The sequence below is a fragment of the Mitsuaria sp. RG genome (assembly GCF_028369275.1).
GTDB classification, from domain to species: Bacteria; Pseudomonadota; Gammaproteobacteria; order Pseudomonadales; family Pseudomonadaceae; genus Aquipseudomonas; species Aquipseudomonas peradeniyensis.
In genome coordinates this window covers 70,122-86,193 of record NZ_JAQMYQ010000003.1, presented here as the reverse complement: position 1 = coordinate 86,193, position 16,072 = coordinate 70,122, and the positions used below count along the sequence as shown (strand labels likewise).

At 64.7% G+C, this 16,072-nt stretch carries 15 protein-coding genes; 12 read left to right on the top strand and 3 right to left on the bottom strand.

Annotated elements, in window-relative coordinates; genetic code table 11:
- Positions 1 to 158: 158 nt before the first annotated feature.
- From POF53_RS02895 to POF53_RS02885, 3 genes are all read left to right on the top strand, one after another.
- Positions 159 to 1,448 (top strand): M18 family aminopeptidase, encoded by a 1,290-nt coding sequence (locus POF53_RS02895; protein WP_203647657.1) that lies wholly within the window; start codon positions 159 to 161, stop codon positions 1,446 to 1,448.
- 224 nt (positions 1,449 to 1,672) lie between these two features.
- On the top strand, positions 1,673 to 1,843 hold the full coding sequence (locus POF53_RS02890) for a hypothetical protein (RefSeq protein WP_167388396.1): 171 nt from the start codon (positions 1,673 to 1,675) through the stop codon (positions 1,841 to 1,843).
- A 44-nt stretch (positions 1,844 to 1,887) separates the two neighbouring features.
- A complete protein-coding gene (locus POF53_RS02885; protein WP_232856733.1) occupies positions 1,888 to 4,041 on the top strand; it encodes a mechanosensitive ion channel family protein in 2,154 nt (717 codons plus the stop codon).
- A gap of 99 nt (positions 4,042 to 4,140) precedes the next feature.
- Here the strand turns inward: POF53_RS02885 and POF53_RS02880 are convergent, their stop codons facing one another.
- A complete protein-coding gene (locus tag POF53_RS02880) occupies positions 4,141 to 4,854 on the bottom strand; it encodes a UTRA domain-containing protein (protein ID WP_203647658.1) in 714 nt (237 codons plus the stop codon).
- Between the two features lie 327 nt (positions 4,855 to 5,181).
- Here POF53_RS02880 and POF53_RS02875 point away from each other — a divergent pair, with 327 nt between their 5' ends.
- The 7 genes from POF53_RS02875 (at position 5,182) to sugE (ending at position 11,023) form a co-directional block, all read left to right on the top strand.
- The gene (locus POF53_RS02875) at positions 5,182 to 6,240 is read left to right on the top strand and encodes an ABC transporter substrate-binding protein (protein WP_498966291.1); all 1,059 of its coding nucleotides are present in this window, start codon (positions 5,182 to 5,184) and stop codon (positions 6,238 to 6,240) included.
- Positions 6,241 to 6,386: 146 nt separating this feature from the next.
- Positions 6,387 to 7,193, top strand: coding sequence for an alkaline phosphatase family protein (locus POF53_RS02870; RefSeq protein ID WP_186712771.1), 807 nt, complete (start codon positions 6,387 to 6,389; stop codon positions 7,191 to 7,193).
- Entirely contained in the window at positions 7,190 to 8,029 is an 840-nt protein-coding gene (locus tag POF53_RS02865) for an ABC transporter permease (protein WP_011532723.1), read from the top strand. The genes POF53_RS02870 and POF53_RS02865 overlap by 4 nt, the downstream gene beginning before the upstream one ends.
- A complete protein-coding gene (locus tag POF53_RS02860; RefSeq protein ID WP_203647660.1) occupies positions 8,019 to 8,813 on the top strand; it encodes an ABC transporter permease in 795 nt (264 codons plus the stop codon). The genes POF53_RS02865 and POF53_RS02860 overlap by 11 nt, the downstream gene beginning before the upstream one ends.
- Before the next feature lies 1 nt (position 8,814).
- On the top strand, positions 8,815 to 9,804 hold the full coding sequence (locus tag POF53_RS02855) for an ABC transporter ATP-binding protein (protein WP_498966288.1): 990 nt from the start codon (positions 8,815 to 8,817) through the stop codon (positions 9,802 to 9,804).
- Between the two features lie 13 nt (positions 9,805 to 9,817).
- Entirely contained in the window at positions 9,818 to 10,471 is a 654-nt protein-coding gene (locus POF53_RS02850) for an HAD family hydrolase (protein ID WP_498966286.1), read from the top strand.
- Positions 10,472 to 10,705: 234 nt separating this feature from the next.
- Positions 10,706 to 11,023 (top strand): quaternary ammonium compound efflux SMR transporter SugE, encoded by a 318-nt coding sequence (sugE, locus tag POF53_RS02845; protein WP_203647663.1) that lies wholly within the window; start codon positions 10,706 to 10,708, stop codon positions 11,021 to 11,023.
- Positions 11,024 to 11,039: 16 nt separating this feature from the next.
- Here the strand turns inward: sugE and POF53_RS02840 are convergent, their stop codons facing one another.
- Entirely contained in the window at positions 11,040 to 12,914 is a 1,875-nt protein-coding gene (locus POF53_RS02840) for an MFS transporter (protein WP_498966284.1), read from the bottom strand.
- Positions 12,915 to 13,149: 235 nt separating this feature from the next.
- Between POF53_RS02840 and POF53_RS02835 the strand changes: the two genes are divergently transcribed.
- Positions 13,150 to 14,250, top strand: coding sequence for a hypothetical protein (locus POF53_RS02835; RefSeq protein ID WP_498966282.1), 1,101 nt, complete (start codon positions 13,150 to 13,152; stop codon positions 14,248 to 14,250).
- Between the two features lie 2 nt (positions 14,251 to 14,252).
- Positions 14,253 to 14,822 (top strand): LemA family protein, encoded by a 570-nt coding sequence (locus tag POF53_RS02830; RefSeq protein ID WP_203647666.1) that lies wholly within the window; start codon positions 14,253 to 14,255, stop codon positions 14,820 to 14,822.
- A gap of 10 nt (positions 14,823 to 14,832) precedes the next feature.
- On the opposite strand, the gene POF53_RS02825 is transcribed toward POF53_RS02830, so the two are convergent.
- A complete protein-coding gene (locus POF53_RS02825; protein WP_234560827.1) occupies positions 14,833 to 15,972 on the bottom strand; it encodes a TDT family transporter in 1,140 nt (379 codons plus the stop codon).
- Positions 15,973 to 16,072: the final 100 nt, after the last annotated feature.

Here is a 16,072-nt window from a genome sequence, read left to right as displayed (position 1 = left end):
TCGGCGCTGGATTCTTCGCGGGTAAACCCGCTCCCACAGGAGAGTGCCTAACTTGAAATCTGCGCGGCAGCTGTGGGAGCGGGTTTACCCGCGAAGAGGCCGACACAAATTTTCGAGTATTTACGCTAAACTCGCGCCACTGCTGTCTGGAGTGACTTATGCGCGATGCCCTGAACGCCGGCCTGATCGAATTCCTCAAGGCCTCCCCGACGCCCTTCCATGCCACCGCCAGCCTCGCGCAGCGCCTCGAGGCCGCCGGTTACCAGCGCCTGGACGAACGCGACAGCTGGGCCACCGTGCCCGGTGGTCGCTACTACGTGACCCGCAACGATTCCTCGATCATCGCCATCAAGCTCGGCAAGCTCTCGCCGCTGCTGGGCGGCATCCGCATGGTCGGCGCCCACACCGACAGCCCGTGCCTGCGGGTCAAGCCGCAGCCCGAGCTGCAACGCCAGGGCTTCCTGCAACTGGGCGTGGAAGTGTACGGCGGCGCCCTGCTCGCGCCCTGGTTCGACCGCGACCTGTCGCTGGCAGGGCGGGTCACCTTCCGCCGTGACGGCAAGGTCGAGAGCCAGCTGATCGACTTCAAGCTGCCGATCGCGGTGATCCCGAACCTGGCGATCCACCTCAACCGCACCGCCAACGAAGGCTGGCAGATCAACCCGCAGACCGAGCTGCCGCCGATCCTGGCCCAGGTGGCCGGCGACGAGCGCATCGACTTCCGCGCCCTGCTCACCGAGCAGCTGGCCCGCGAGCACGACCTCAATGCCGACGTGGTGCTGGACTACGAGCTGAGCTTCTACGACACCCAGGACGCCGCGCTGATCGGCCTGAACGGCGATTTCATCGCCGCCGCCCGCCTGGACAACCTGCTGTCATGCTATGCCGGCCTGCAGGCATTGCTGGGTGCCGACAGCGACGAGACCTGCGTGCTGGTGTGCAACGACCACGAGGAAGTCGGCTCGTGCTCGGCCTGCGGCGCCGACGGCCCGATGCTCGAGCAGACCCTGCAGCGCCTGCTGCCCGAGGGCGACGAATACGTGCGCACCATCCAGCGCTCGCTGATGGTCTCGGCCGACAACGCCCACGGCGTGCACCCCAACTACGCCGACAAGCACGACGGCAACCACGGTCCCAAGCTCAACGCCGGCCCCGTGATCAAGGTCAACAACAACCAGCGCTACGCCACCAACAGCGAAACCGCCGGTTTCTTCCGCCACCTGTGCATGGCCGAGGAAGTACCGGTGCAGAGCTTCGTGGTGCGCAGCGACATGGGCTGCGGCTCGACCATAGGCCCGATCACCGCCAGCCACCTGGGCGTGCGCACGGTCGACATCGGCCTGCCGACCTTCGCCATGCACTCGATCCGCGAGCTGTGCGGCAGCCATGACCTGGCACACCTGGTGAAGGTGCTCAGCGCGTTCTACCGCAGTCGCGAACTGCCCTGAGACCGAGTCGCCTTCTTCGCGGGTAAATCGCATCGGCGCACCGCCACTCCCACAGGGATATCACTGTTATTGAGCCCAGTGATATTCCTGTGGGAGTGGCGGTGCGCCGATGCGATTCACCCGCGAAGAGGCCGGCACAGGCGACGCAACTGTCCCGGATCAACGCCCTCCGCGCGCAACCCGCTATGCTTAAGACATGCCCCACAGCAAAAGGATTGCCGTCCATGTCATCCCCCTTCCTCTCCCTCTTCGTGCCGGTGTTCCTGTTCCTGATGCTGCTGACCATCGGCTTCAGCCTGCGCGAGCGCAATGTCGGCGTGCTGATGATGTGGATCGGCACCCTCGGCATCTTTGGCCTCACCTGCTGGAAGATCCTCGAGAAACTGCCGTCGTAAACCACTACACTCGGGCAAACGTTTGACCTGAGGTAGAGTTTCCGGTGCCAGCCCTTCTGCGTTGCATCACGCTGCTGTTCCTGCTGTTCGTCACCCCGGCGCACGCCGCCGGCCTGCCCGGCCTGCTCGGCTCCAGCACACCCGCCCAGCCCGAAGCCAGCGAACCGCTGGGCAAGTCGCTGGACGAGGTGATCAAGAACCTGGAGAACGACCAGCAACGGACCAAGCTGCTGGCCGACCTGAAGAAGCTGCGCGACGCCACCAAACAATCGCAACCCACCGTCGAGCAGGGCGTGCTCGGCCTGATCGGCGGCGCCCTGCACGATTTCGAGCAGCAGTTCAGCGGCGATGCCAGCCCGTTCAAGCGCTGGTCGCTGGAAATCGACCAGGCGCAGGACGAGCTGGCCGCGCTGGTGGTGCCGGTGCACCAGTGGCCGGCGATCCTGTTCGGCTTTGCCGGGGTGATCCTGGTCTGGAGCCTGTTGGCCTACACCTTCAACTGGATCGGCCACCGCGTGCGCCTGCGCTTCGGCCTGACCGAGGAACTGCCCCAGCACCCACGTACCTGGGACCTGGTGCGCTTCGCCCTGCGCAAGCTGGGACCGTGGCTGGTGGCGCTGGTGTTCACCGTGTACCTGAGCTTCGCCCTGCCCTCCTCGCTGGGCAAGTCGATGGCCATGGTGCTGGCCTACGCGCTGGTGGTCGGCACGCTGTTCTCGGCGATCTGCGTGATCGCCTTCTCGCTGCTCGACGGCCCGCATCGCCACCGCGCCCTGCACATCCTGCGCCACCAGGCATTCCGCCCGCTGTGGCTGATCGGCAGCTTCGCCGCGTTCGGCGAGGCGATGAGCGACCCGCGCCTGACCACCGCGCTGGGCAGCCACCTGGCCCACGCCCTGGCCACCCTGGCCAATGTCGTCGCCGCGCTGTGCACCGGGCTGTTCATCCTGCGCTTTCGCCGCCCGATCGCCCACCTGATCCGCAACCAGCCCCTGTCCCGACGCCTGACCCGGCGCACCCTGAGCGACACCATCGAGCTGCTCGGCAGTTTCTGGTACGTCCCGGCGCTGATCCTGGTGGCGATCTCGCTGTTCGCCACCTTCGTCTCCGCCGGCGACACCAGCACCGCCCTGCGCCAATCGCTGATGTGCACGGTGCTGGTGGTGGTGTGCATGGTGCTCAACGGCCTGGTCCGACGCCACGCCGCCAAGCCCAGGCGCGCCAACAAGCGCCAGGCGGTCTACACCGAACGCCTGCGCAACTTCGGCTACGTGCTGGTGCACCTGTTCATCTGGCTGGTGTTCATCGAACTGGGCCTGCGTGTGTGGGGTCGCTCGATGATCAGCTTCGCCGAAGGCGACGGCCATGAGGTCAGCCTGCGCCTGCTGGGCCTGGCCGGCACGCTGATCGTCGCCTGGCTGGTGTGGATCCTCGCCGACACCGCCGTGCACCATGCCCTGGTGCGCTCGCGCCGGGGCCTGGCCAACGCCCGGGCGCAGACCATGATGCCGCTGATCCGCAACGTGATGTTCGTGGTGATCTTCATCATCGCGGTGATCGTCGCCCTGGCCAACATGGGCATGAACGTCACCCCGCTGCTGGCCGGTGCCGGCGTCATCGGCCTGGCCATCGGTTTCGGCGCGCAGTCGCTGGTGGCCGACCTGATCACCGGGCTGTTCATCATCATCGAGGACTCGCTGGCGATCGACGACTACGTCGACGTCGGCGGCCACCTGGGCACGGTCGAGGGCCTGACCATCCGCACCGTGCGCCTGCGGGACATCGACGGCATCGTGCACACCATCCCGTTCAGCGAGATCAAGAGCATCAAGAACTACTCGCGGGAGTTCGGCTATGCGATCTTCCGCGTGGCCATTCCGCACAGCATGAACATCGACCAGGCCATCACGCTGATCCGCGAAGTGGGGCAGAAGTTGCGCAACGACCCGCTGATGCGCCGCAACATCTGGTCGCCGCTGGAGCTGCAGGGGGTGGAGAGTTTCGAGTCGGGTTCGGCGATCCTGCGGGCGCGGTTCAAGACCGCACCGATCAAGCAGTGGGAGGTGTCGCGGGCGTTCAACCTGGCGTTGAAGCGGCAGCTGGACGAGGCGGGGCTGGACCTGGCGACGCCGCGGTTGTCGGTGCAGGTGGTGACGGCCGGAGGGGGCCAGATGGCGGAAGCCGGGTCCTCCAGTTAGGGCCCTTTCGCGGGTAAACCCGCTCCCACAGGATTGCCACACATTCGAAAATTGTGGGGTCCCTGTGGGAGCGGGTTTACCCGCGAAGAATCCAACACCTTATCCCGCCTGGGCACGGATGCGGATCGCATCGTGGCGCCAATATTCCAGGTCACAGTCGATCAGATGCCCATGCTGGTCGCTGTTGACCCGGGTGATATGCAAGCCCGGACTGCCCGCCGAAACCTTCAACGCCCCCGCCGCCGCCACCGGCAACGCGGTCGGCAGGATCTCGAAGCACACCTGCCCATAGTGAATGGCGTACTCCCGCGCATAGATCTCGGTCAGCGACCGGGCCAGGTCCAGCTCAAGAATCTTCGGGAAGTAGCGCGGGTTGAGGTAGTGCTCGGCATACAGCACCGCCCTGCCGTCAATGCGCCGCAGACGGCAGATCCGCACCACGCTGGACAACGCCGGCAGGCGCAGGCGCGCGCAGATCGACGCCGAGGCCGGCTGCAGGCGCGCCGACAACAACTCGGTGCTCGGTACCCGCCCCTGGTCGCGGACCATCGCATGGAAATGGCTGCGCTCGATCAGGTCGTAGGTCAGCCGCTCGGGCGCGACGAACCAGCCACGGCGCTCCTCGCGGTAGATCAGCCCCTGGGCCTCCAGCTGCACCAGCGCCTCGCGCAGGGTGATGCGCGTGGTGTCGAACACTTCGCTGAGCCTGCGCTCGGCCGGCAGCTTGCCGCCGGGGGCCAGCAGGCCGTGTTCAATCTGCTCCTGCAGGGCATGGCAGATGGCTGTTACCGCGCGCGGTGGCGTCGCTTGCATCAAAGGTTACCTATCTGGACTAGTCCAGCCCCATAACAGGGCATGTGGCGATGGCTACAAGCCTAGGCATGGCTGATGAACATCCTGTGACAAAGCCTCGCCCAGGGACTTGCCAGATCCGGGCCAGGCCACGCGATTCAAGGCTTTCGATGTGGTCTACGCTGTATTCCCAGAGCCATCGGCCTGCCACCCGCGCCCTCTCCTTACATCAAACTGTCACGCAACAGGCCTACCTTGGCTCAAGGTTTGCTGACCTAGACCAAGGGTTCGCAAGCACCGCTTCTGTTCATAACAACGAATGCAAGGCACCCACCAAAGGAGCTTCGGATGAAAAAGTTGTTCATGGCGTCACTGCTCGGTTCGGCCATCGCTTTTTGCACCTCGGCCATGGCCCAGGACCTCAAGGCCCTTGAAGACGCCGCCCGCAAGGAAGGCACCGTCAACAGCGTGGGCATGCCCGATGCCTGGGCCAACTGGAAAGGCACCTGGGAAGACCTGGCCAAGAAGTACGGCCTCAAGCACAGCGACACCGACATGAGCTCGGCCCAGGAGATCGCCAAGTTCGACGCCGAGAAGGACAACGCCAGCGCCGATATCGGCGACGTCGGCGCCGCCTTCGGCCCGATCGCGGTCGCCAAGGGCGTCACCCAGGCCTACAAGCCGAGCACCTGGGACCAGGTGCCGGCGTGGGCCAAGGACCAGGACGGCCACTGGGCGCTGGCCTACACCGGCACCATCGCCTTCATCATCAACAAGGACCTGGTCAAGGAAGGCGAACGCCCCACCAGTTGGCACGACCTGGAAAAGGGCAAGTACAAGGTCGCCATCGGTGACGTCGGCACCGCCGCCCAGGCCGCCAACGGCGTGCTTGCCGCCGCCATCGCCTACAAGGGTGACGAGAGCAACATCGAGCCGGGCCTGCAGCTGTTCACCAAGCTGGCCCAGCAGAAGCGCCTGTCGCTGGCCAACCCGACCATCCAGACCCTCGAGAAGGGCGAAGTGGAAGTCGGCGTGGTGTGGGACTTCAACGGCCTGAGCTACCGCGACCAGATCGACCCGAAACGCTTCGAAGTGCTGATTCCATCGGATGGCTCGATCACCTCCGGCTACACCACCATCATCAACAAGTACGCCAAGCATCCGAACGCGGCGAAGCTTGCGCGTGAGTACATCTTCAGCGACGCCGGGCAGACCAACCTGGCCATCGGCCACGCCCGACCGATCCGCGCCGAGCACCTGAAGCTGCCAGCGGACGTGCAGGCCAAGCTGCTGCCCAACGAGCAGTACAAGGCCGCCCAGCCGATCAAAGACGCCGCAGTCTGGGAAACGACCTCCAAGGCCCTGCCGCAGAAGTGGCAGGAGCAGGTGATCATCGAGATGGAGTAAGGGGCGAGTTGTCTAGCGCCTGAACCGGCCCTTTCGCGGGTAAACCCGCTCCCACAGGTGCCGTGCTGACCTTGAGGACAGCATCACTTCCTGTGGGAGCAGGTTTACCCGCGAAGAAGGCAACGCGGTATATGACTGGAGCCACCATGCAACACAACGTCATCCTGGTCCTGCTCGACGGCCTCAACCACCAGGTCGCGCACCATGCCATGGGCCACCTGCACGCCTACGTCGAGGCCGACCGCGCCGCGCTGTACCGGCTTGAATGCGAACTGCCGTCACTGTCGCGACCGCTGTACGAATGCATCCTCACGGGCGTGCCGCCGATCGACAGCGGCATCGTGCACAACAACGTCAACCGCCTGTCCAACCAGCGCAGCGTGTTCCACTACGCCCGCGAGGCTGGCCTGGGCACTGCCGCCGCGGCCTATCACTGGATGAGCGAGCTGTACAACCGCTCGCCCTTCGACCCGCTGCGCGACCGCCATACCCACGCGCCGAAGCTGCCGATCCAGCACGGCCTGTTCTACTACGCCGACCATTACCCCGATTCGCACCTGCTGGCCGACGCCGAGTACCTGCGCCGCCGCCACGCCCCGAACTTCCTGCTGGTGCACCCGATGAACATCGACGACGCCGGCCACCGCCACGGCCTGGACAGCAGCCAATACCGCAATGCCGCGCGCAGCGCCGACATCCTCCTGGCCGACTACCTGCCACGCTGGCTCGAGGAGGGCTACCAGGTGCTGGTCACCGCCGACCACGGCATGAACAACGACCGCTCGCACAACGGCCTGCTGGCCGAGGAGCGCGAAGTGCCGCTGTTCGTGTTCGGCGAGGCGTTCAGCCTCGATCCCGCGGCCAAGCCGTTGCAGACCGAACTGTGCGGCACGATCTGCGAACTGCTTGGCGCCGCCCACGACAAACCGGTCTGCCGGGAGCTGCTCAAGTGAATGCAAGCCATCGCGGCCGCTACCTGGCCCTGCTCTGCCTGCTGCCGTTCGCCGTGTTCTTCATCATCTTCCAGGTCGCGCCGCTGGCCTGGGTCGCCCTCAACAGCCTGCAGAGCGAGAGCGGCTGGGGCCTGGCCAATTTCAGCAAGATCTTCGCCTCGAAGTTCTACCTGCAGGCGCTGCAACGCAGCCTGGAGATCAGCTTCTGGTCGAGCCTGTTCGGCATCGTCATCGCCACCCTGGGCGCCTATTCGCTGCGCCGGGTCGACTCGAAGCTGCGCGACTTCGTCAGCGCCTTCGCCAACATGACCAGCAACTTCGCCGGCGTGCCCCTGGCGTTCGCCTTCATCATCCTGCTTGGCTTTAACGGTGCACTGACGCTGCTGCTCAAGCAGATGGGCCTGCTCGGCGACTTCAGCATCTACTCCAAGACCGGCCTGATCCTGGTGTACACCTACTTCCAGATCCCCCTGGGCGTGTTGCTGCTCTACCCGGCCTTCGACGCCCTGCGCGAGGACTGGCGCGAATCCGCCGCACTGCTCGGCGCCAGCCACTGGCAGTTCTGGCGGCATATCGGCCTGCCGGTGCTGACCCCGGCGCTGCTCGGCACCTTCGTCATCCTGCTGGCCAACGCCCTGGGCGCCTACGCCACCGTCTACGCCCTGACCACCGGCAACTTCAACGTGCTGCCGATCCGCATCGCCGGGCTGGTGGCCGGCGACATCAGCCTCGACCCGAACCTGGCCAGCGCCCTGGCGATGGTGCTGGTGGGCCTGATGACGGTGGTCACGGTGGTCCATCAATGGCTGCTCAAGAGGAGCTACCATGCGCGCTGAGAACAACGCCGGCGGACTCTACCACCGCGTGGTGGTGTATCTGCTGTTCCTCATCCTGCTACTGCCGCTGGCCGGCACCCTGCTCTACTCGCTGGCCACCAGCTGGTCGGCGACCCTGCTGCCCAGCGGGCTGACCTTCAAGTGGTACCTGGCGCTGTGGAGCGAGCCGCGCTTTCTCGCCGCCTTCGGCCAGTCATTGCTGGTGTGCGTGGGTGCGCTGGTGCTTTCGGTGGTGCTGATCCTGCCGCTCCTGTTCGTGGTGCACTACCACTTCCCGAAACTCGACGCGCTGATGAACGTGCTGATCCTGCTGCCCTTCGCGGTGCCGCCGGTGGTGTCGGCGGTGGGCCTGCTGCAGCTGTATGGCAGCGGGCCGCTGGCCATGGTCGGCACGCCGTGGATCCTGATCGGCTGCTACTTCACCATCGCCCTGCCGTTCATGTACCGGGCGATCACCAACAACCTGCAAGCCATCAACCTGCGCGACCTGATGGACGCCGCCCAGTTGCTTGGCGCCAGCCCTCTGAAGGCGGCGCTGCTGGTGGTGCTGCCGAACCTGCGCAAGGGCCTGATGGTGGCGCTGCTGCTGTCGTTCTCGTTCCTGTTCGGCGAGTTCGTGTTCGCCAACCTGCTGGTGGGCACCCGCTACGAGACCCTGCAGGTGTACCTGAACAACATGCGCAACAGCAGCGGCCACTTCAACAGCGCGCTGGTCATCTCCTACTTCGCCTTCGTGCTGGTGCTGACCTGGGTCGCCAACCGCCTGAACAAGGACAAGACCTGACATGAGCTTCGTCAGCGTACAGAAACTGCAAAAGAGCTACGCCGGCAGCCCGGTGTTCGAGAACATCGACTGCCAGATCGAGCGCGGCGAGTTCGTCACCCTGCTCGGCCCTTCGGGCTGCGGCAAGTCCACGCTGCTGCGCTGCATCGCCGGCCTGACCTCGGTGGACAGCGGGCGAATCCTCCTCGACGGCCAGGACATCGTGCCAGTGAGCCCGCAGAAGCGCGGCATCGGCATGGTGTTCCAGAGCTACGCGCTGTTCCCCAACATGACCGTGGAACAGAACGTCGCCTTCGGCCTGCGCATGCAGAAGGTCAAGGCCGACGAAAGCCAGGCGCGGGTGCGCGAAGTACTCGATCTGGTCGAACTCGGCAGCTTCGCCGGGCGCTACCCGCACCAGCTGTCCGGTGGCCAGTGCCAGCGTGTGGCCCTGGCCCGCTCGCTGGTCACCCGCCCGCGCCTACTGCTGCTCGACGAACCGCTGTCGGCGCTGGATGCGCGCATCCGCAAGCACCTGCGCGAACAGATTCGCGCCATCCAGCGCGAGCTGGGGCTGACCACCATCTTCGTCACCCACGACCAGGAAGAGGCGCTGACCATGTCGGACCGCATCGTCCTGATGAACCAGGGCCGCATCGTCCAGAGCGGCGATGCCGAGACCCTCTACACCGCGCCCGTGGACCTGTTCGCCGCAGGCTTCATCGGCAATTACAATCTGCTCGACGCCGACAGCGCCAGCCGCCTGCTGCAACGCCCGGTCAACGGTCGCCTGGCGATCCGCCCGGAGTCCATCACCCTGGGCCTGAACGGCGAACTGGACGGCGAGATCCGCAGCCACAGCCTGCTGGGCAACGTCATCCGCTACCGGGTACGGGTGCGCGACGTCGAGCTGGTGGTGGACGTACTCAACCGCTGCGCGGCCGACCTGCACGCGGACGGGCAGCGGGTATCCTTGTCGATCGACCCCACGGCGCTACGGGAAGTGGCCTAAGGAGAAGCAACGCATGGCACTGGCAATCTTCGATCTGGACGAAACCCTGATCCACGGCGACTGCGCGTCACTGTGGAGCGAGCAGATGGCCCGGCTGGGCTGGGTGGACGGCAAGGCTTTCCTCAAGCGCGACCATGAGCTGATGGAAGCCTACGGCAAGGGCCACCTGGCCATGGAGGACTACATGGCCTTCAGCCTGGAGCCCATCGCCGGGCGTACCCTGGAAGAGGTCGAGCACCTGGTCGAGCCCTGGGTGGAGGACGTGATCGAGCCGATCATCTACGGCGACGCCTGCCGCTGCATCGCCGAACACCGCAAGCATGGTGACCGGATCCTGATCATCTCGGCCAGCGGCACCCACCTGGTCGGGCCGATCGCGGCGCGCCTGGGCGTCGACGAGTACCTGGCCATCGAGCTGGAGGCGGTCAATGGCGTGTTCACCGGCAAGACCCACGGCGTGCTCACCTACCGCGAGGGCAAGATCACCCGTTTGCTGGAGTGGCTGGACCAGGAGCAGGAGAACCTGGAGGGCGCGAGTTTCTACTCGGATTCACGCAACGACCTGCCGCTGCTGCTGAAGGTCGATCACCCGCACGTGGTGAACCCGGACCCGGTGCTGCGCGAGCATGCGCAGACCAATCGCTGGCCCATTCTGAGCTGGTCCTGAACGGGCCTTTCGCGGGTAAACCCGCTCCCACAGGTATTGCGTAGCATCAAGCCTGTGGTGATCCTGTGGGAGCGGGTTTACCCGCGAAGAGGCCGGCACAGGCACCATTGATCCGTCACACTTGCCACTCCCGCCACAAATGTGCAGTATAGTGCGCACTGTGAGGACGGCCTCACGACGCTGTGCGTGAACATACCGGGGACGGCCCCATCATTGAATCGATGGAGACTCACCATGTCCTGGATCATCCTGTTGTTCGCCGGCCTGTTCGAAGTTGGCTGGGCTGTCGGCCTCAAGTACACCGACGGCTTCACCCGCCCCATGCCCACCATCCTCACCGTCGGTGCCATGGTCATCAGCCTTGGCCTGTTGGGCCTGGCCATGAAGGAGCTGCCGCTGGGCACCGCCTATGCCATCTGGACCGGCGTCGGCGCGGTCGGCACGGTGATCGCCGGGATCATCCTGTTCGGCGAATCCATGGCGCTGATCCGCCTGGCCAGTGTCGCCCTGATCATCACCGGCCTGGTCGGCCTGAAGGTCAGCGCCAGCTGACCTCCCTCCTTTTCCCTTAGCGCATGTCGCCGCGCAGCAGGCTCACCTGCTCGCGCAGCGCCTCGGGCTGCGCCGCCTCCACCGGGATGGCGGCGCCAGCCACCAGGGTCACCCGCGACCACAGGCGCTTGAAGAAGCCCTTGTTCGGGTCGCGACTGAAGAAACTGCCCCACAGCCCCTGCAGCGCCAGCGGAATCACCGGTACCGGCGTCTCCTGCAGGATGCGGTTCACCCCACCTTTGAACACATCGATCTCACCGTCCGAACTCAGCTTGCCTTCGGGGAAAATACACACCAGCTCGCCGTCGGCCAGGTACTGGGCGATGCGGGCGAAGGCACGCTCGTAGGTGGCCTCGTCCTCGCCGCGCCCGGCGATGGGAATGGCGCCGGCGGTGCGGAACACGAAGTTGAGCACCGGCAGGTTGTAGATCTTGTAGTACATGACGAAACGGATCGGCCGGCGGATCGCCCCACCGATTAGCAGCGCATCGACGAACGACACATGGTTGCACACCAGCAGCGCCGCGCCTTCATCGGGAATACGCTGCAGCTCGCGGTGCTCGACCCGGTACATCGAGTGGCTGAGCAGCCAGATCAGGAAACGCATGGTGAATTCCGGCACGATGCGGAAGATGTAGGCGTTGACGGCGATATTGAGCAGCGATACCACCAGGAACAGCTGCGGGATGCTCAGCTTGGCCACGCTCAACAGGGCGATGGTGATGATCGCCGACACCACCATGAACAGCGCGTTGAGGATGTTATTGGCGGCGATTACCCGGGCCCGTTGGTCTTCCGGGGTGCGCGCCTGGATCAGCGCGTACAGCGGCACGATGTAGAAGCCGCCGAAGATGCCCAGGCCGACGATCGACAGCATGATCCACCAAGCCTGGCTCATGCCCAGCAACGCCAGCCAGTCATGGGGCACGGCGCCGACCGGCACATCCCCCGAATGCCACCACCACAGCAAACCGAACAGGGTCAGGCCGAACGAGCCGAACGGCACCAGGCCGATCTCCACCTTGCGCCCGCTCAGGCGCTCGCAGAGCAGCGAGCCGACGGCGATGCCCACCGAGAACAGGGTCAACACCAGGGTCACCACGGTCTCGTCGCCGTGCAGCCAGTCCTTGGCGTAGGCCGGGATCTGCGTGAGGTAGATGGCGCCGACGAACCAGAACCACGAGTTGCCGACGATCGAGCGTGACACCGCCGGGGTCTGGCCAAGGCCCAGGCGCAGGGTCAACCAGGACTGCTTGAAGATGTTCCAGTCCAGCTTCATCTGCGGCGCGGCGGCGGCGGCGCGGGGGATCCAGCGGCTGGCCAGGTAGCCCAGCACGGCGGTGGCCACCACCCCGGCGGCAGACAGTACCGCGTACTGGCTGGAGGACATCAGCATCCCGGCGCCGATGGTGCCGGCCAGGATCGCCAGGAAGGTACCCATCTCCACCAGGCCGTTGCCGCCTACAAGCTCCTCCTCACGCAGGGCCTGGGGCAGGATCGAGTACTTCACCGGGCCGAACAGCGCCGAGTGGGTGCCCATGGCGAACAGCGCCACCAGCATCAGCTCCAGGTGATGGGTGACGAAACCGGTCGCGCCGATGGCCATGATGACGATCTCGGCCAGCTTGATCGCGCGGATCAGCCGGTCCTTGGCGAACTTCTCGCCGAACTGCCCGGCCAGCGCCGAGAACAGGAAGAACGGCAGGATGAACAGCAAGGCGCAGAGGTTGACCCAGATCGAGCGGTCGCCTTCCAGGCTCAGCTTGTAGAGGATCGCCAGGATCAGCGACTGCTTGAACAGGTTGTCGTTGAAGGCGCCCAGCGACTGGGTAATGAAGAACGGCAGGAAGCGCCGCTTGCCGAGCAGGGTGAATTGCGAGGGGTGACTCATCGTCCTTGTACCTGGTTGGGCTTTGTCATTGGAGGCACGTACAGCGTGATAAGCCACAAATCTGCACGGGAATGCCTGGTCATGGCAACCTTGCCGACACGCTGGAAAGACAGCCAGGGCGATGGCAGACTGCCAGGCACCGAAAAAAGCCGCCCCATCCAGGGCGCATGAACGAGGCTAGATGCACCGAGAGCCTCTCTGCAGGACGCCCCCAGGAAATGGACATCGAAATACCATGAATGAAGACAAGCGGTTGGCGGCGATGATCGACGCCGCCACCGAAGCCACGAAATCGGCGAAAAACACCGCCGATCTCCTGACTATCGTGGGCAAATTCGTTGATTACAAGGGCAAGCTGCGGTTCGAGTACAAAGCCGACTGGCAAGCGATCCAAGCCTTTACGGTCCTGGCGATCGTCGCCCTGGCGGCCAACTACCTGGGGCCCTGGGCAATCCTGACCTGGTTGGCTGAGGCCTGGGGTTTCACACCGTCGACCTGCGCCTGGATCATCGCGGGGCCAAGCATCCTTTTCGTCACCGGCACGCTTTCCTACATCGCTCGCGGCCGCCACCTGCTGCCCGAACTGTCCAGGGCACTGGCGCTGCGCTCGAGCAGGTTCGCCAACGGCCTCGGGGAAATCGGCACGTCCCCCGAACAGTTGCTGGTCCGGTTGCAGCAATCCTTCCGTGATTACGCGCGAGGCAATCACCGTCGCCAGATACAACTCGCGTTGAAAGGTACGTTCAAAGGCCCTCTGCACACCCTCACTTACCACTATGTCGACCTGGAATACGTCGACAGGCATACACAGACCTATACCGAGACAAACAGCAAGGGTGAAACCGTGACACGGTCCCGAAACGTCTACGACCAGTATCGGCGCTACAGCCTGGTGGTGGATTTCCCGTGGGTGCAAGGTATCGCCGTGCGCAGCGACAAACAGACCAAGATCGACCTCGACCACACCTACGAAACCACCTCAAGCGCCTTCAACAGCACACTCACCCTCAGCGGCACGAGTGCGATGGCCTGCGCCCGGTTCGCCAAGCCCGTCACGGTACTGCACCTGCTGAGCATGACCGCGCGCCTGCGCAACCCCAATCTGGAATTCGCCGCCGACGGCGCCGGGCTCTGCCTCAGCTTCGACGACAACAACCTCATCGACTTCGAGATGCCGGGTGACTTGAGCAACCCAGGGGCCTTTTACAAGGCCATCGAAGCTGGCATCGACTTGCCCGCGCTGACTACCTTGCTGGAAGCGATCCACGTGCTCGCCGAGCAGCATGACGACAATTTCGAATCACCCACCCCAACCGCCATTCAGAGGGAAAACTGACAATGGATCTACCCGTCATCATCGGCATTAGCGTCGCCGTTCTGGGCCTGCTGGCCGTGATCAGCTACTACAACGCGATCATCGGCGGCCACAACCGTGCGCAACGGGCCTGGGCCGACGTGCTGACCTACGAGCGGCAGAAGAGCAAGGTACTCGACGGTTTGCAGCCGCATGTCAGCCACTATCAGGACTACGAACACAACCTGATGAGCGAGATCACGCGCCTGCGCAGCGCCATTGCCGAGCTGCCGAGCGCGGCCAACGGCACTTCGTTGGTCGCCGCCGAGAGCGCCACTCGCTCGCTGCTCAATGGCCTGCGCGTTGCCGTCGAAGCTTATCCTGACCTCAAGGCGTCCGAAGTGCTCGGCAACTTCATGCGGGAAATCACCGAACAACAGGAAAACGTCGGTGCGGCGATCGTCATCTTCAACGGCGAGGTGGAGCGCTTCAATAACAGCATCCAGATGTTACCGGGCTCGATGGTCAATGACATGCTGAACCGCAAGGCACCGATCGCCCCGTTCACCGACGCAGAGGCCTCAGGCAGCTTCAACTACACGCCCAATCTCTGAATCCCCGCCGTTACTGCCGGGCGATGCAAGGCGAGACGAACAGCTCGCCACGCCACGCCCCACGCAGGGTACGGCTGGCCACCAGCAGCCAGAGCAGCGCCAGCGCTACCACCAGTGCCTGGCCAAACACACTGAAGAAACCCAGCTCAAGCCAGGCCGCCAGCTTCAGGGTGGCCAGGCAATACACACCCAGCGGGAACGTGAACCCCCACCAGCCGAGGTTGAACGGCATGCCCTGGCGCATGTAGCGCAGGGTGATCAGCACCGCCGTAAGCAACCACCACAGCCCCGCGCCCCAGAGCACGATGCCGGCCACCAGCCCCAGCCCACGGGCCACCTCGCCGAGGCCACCCAGGCCATTGGCGGCGAACACCACCGGAGCATCGCCGCCGAGCACCAGCATGCCCAGCGCGCCGGTACCGATCGGGCCCAGCGCCAGCCAGCTGGAGGCGGCCATGTTCGCTGGCGGCAGTTTATGCAGGGCCATGCGCAGCATGAGGATGGTGAGGATGCTGAACGCCACCGGCAACGACACCGCCCACATCACATAGCTGGTGATCACCACCAGAAACTGCCGGTGCGCATCCACCAGGTGCGGCGCCAGCAACCCGCCACTGGCGGCGGCGACTTCCGCCGCCACCACCGGCAGCAGCCACACCGCGGTCATCTGGTCGATGCTGTGCTCCTGGCGGGTGAACATCAGGTAGGGAATGGCCACGCCGCACAGCAGCGCCAGGCCCACGTCCAGCCACCAGAGCATTTCCACCCACGGCACCACCGACTCGCCCCAGCGCGCCAAGCCGAACACCAGGGCGCCGTTGAGGATGGTGGCCAGGCCCATGGGGATGGTGCCAAAGAACATCGACACGGTGGAGTGGGCGAAGATCCGCCGCGCCTCATCGAAGAACATCACCCAGCGGGCGCCATACAAGACGCAGAACAGGGTGAACAGGCCAATGGTCAGCCACCACAGGCCCTCGGCAAGGGTGTCCAGCAGTGGCACCTGCACCTGGTGCAACGCCAGGGCCAGTACGCCGGTGCCCATGGTCGCGGCGAACCAGTTGGGGGTGAACTGGCGAATCACTTCACGGGGATGGGCCAGATGGCTCAACGGGCGCCACGAGGGGGCGCGGGTCTGGGTGCATGGCATGGGATGTCTCCTGGCCTTGTGTAAGGTGGATTCATCTTATGCCTTCCAAGAATATCTATATAACGGGTAATTTCTCTATCTGTTATCTGTTTTGTAGATA

What these genes read in the sequence shown, in the direction of transcription:
- POF53_RS02895 (WP_203647657.1), top strand. Translation starts at nt 159, where the DNA reads ATGCGCGATGCCCTGAACGCCGGCCTGATCGAATTCCTCAAGGCCTCC.
- POF53_RS02890 (WP_167388396.1), top strand. Translation starts at nt 1,673, where the DNA reads ATGTCATCCCCCTTCCTCTCCCTCTTCGTGCCGGTGTTCCTGTTCCTG.
- POF53_RS02880 (WP_203647658.1), bottom strand. Translation starts at nt 4,854, where the DNA reads ATGCAAGCGACGCCACCGCGCGCGGTAACAGCCATCTGCCATGCCCTG.
- POF53_RS02875 (WP_498966291.1), top strand. Translation starts at nt 5,182, where the DNA reads ATGAAAAAGTTGTTCATGGCGTCACTGCTCGGTTCGGCCATCGCTTTT.
- POF53_RS02870 (WP_186712771.1), top strand. Translation starts at nt 6,387, where the DNA reads ATGCAACACAACGTCATCCTGGTCCTGCTCGACGGCCTCAACCACCAG.
- POF53_RS02860 (WP_203647660.1), top strand. Translation starts at nt 8,019, where the DNA reads ATGCGCGCTGAGAACAACGCCGGCGGACTCTACCACCGCGTGGTGGTG.
- POF53_RS02855 (WP_498966288.1), top strand. Translation starts at nt 8,815, where the DNA reads ATGAGCTTCGTCAGCGTACAGAAACTGCAAAAGAGCTACGCCGGCAGC.
- POF53_RS02850 (WP_498966286.1), top strand. Translation starts at nt 9,818, where the DNA reads ATGGCACTGGCAATCTTCGATCTGGACGAAACCCTGATCCACGGCGAC.
- sugE (WP_203647663.1), top strand. Translation starts at nt 10,706, where the DNA reads ATGTCCTGGATCATCCTGTTGTTCGCCGGCCTGTTCGAAGTTGGCTGG.
- POF53_RS02840 (WP_498966284.1), bottom strand. Translation starts at nt 12,914, where the DNA reads ATGAGTCACCCCTCGCAATTCACCCTGCTCGGCAAGCGGCGCTTCCTG.
- POF53_RS02835 (WP_498966282.1), top strand. Translation starts at nt 13,150, where the DNA reads ATGAATGAAGACAAGCGGTTGGCGGCGATGATCGACGCCGCCACCGAA.
- POF53_RS02830 (WP_203647666.1), top strand. Translation starts at nt 14,253, where the DNA reads ATGGATCTACCCGTCATCATCGGCATTAGCGTCGCCGTTCTGGGCCTG.
- POF53_RS02825 (WP_234560827.1), bottom strand. Translation starts at nt 15,972, where the DNA reads ATGCCATGCACCCAGACCCGCGCCCCCTCGTGGCGCCCGTTGAGCCAT.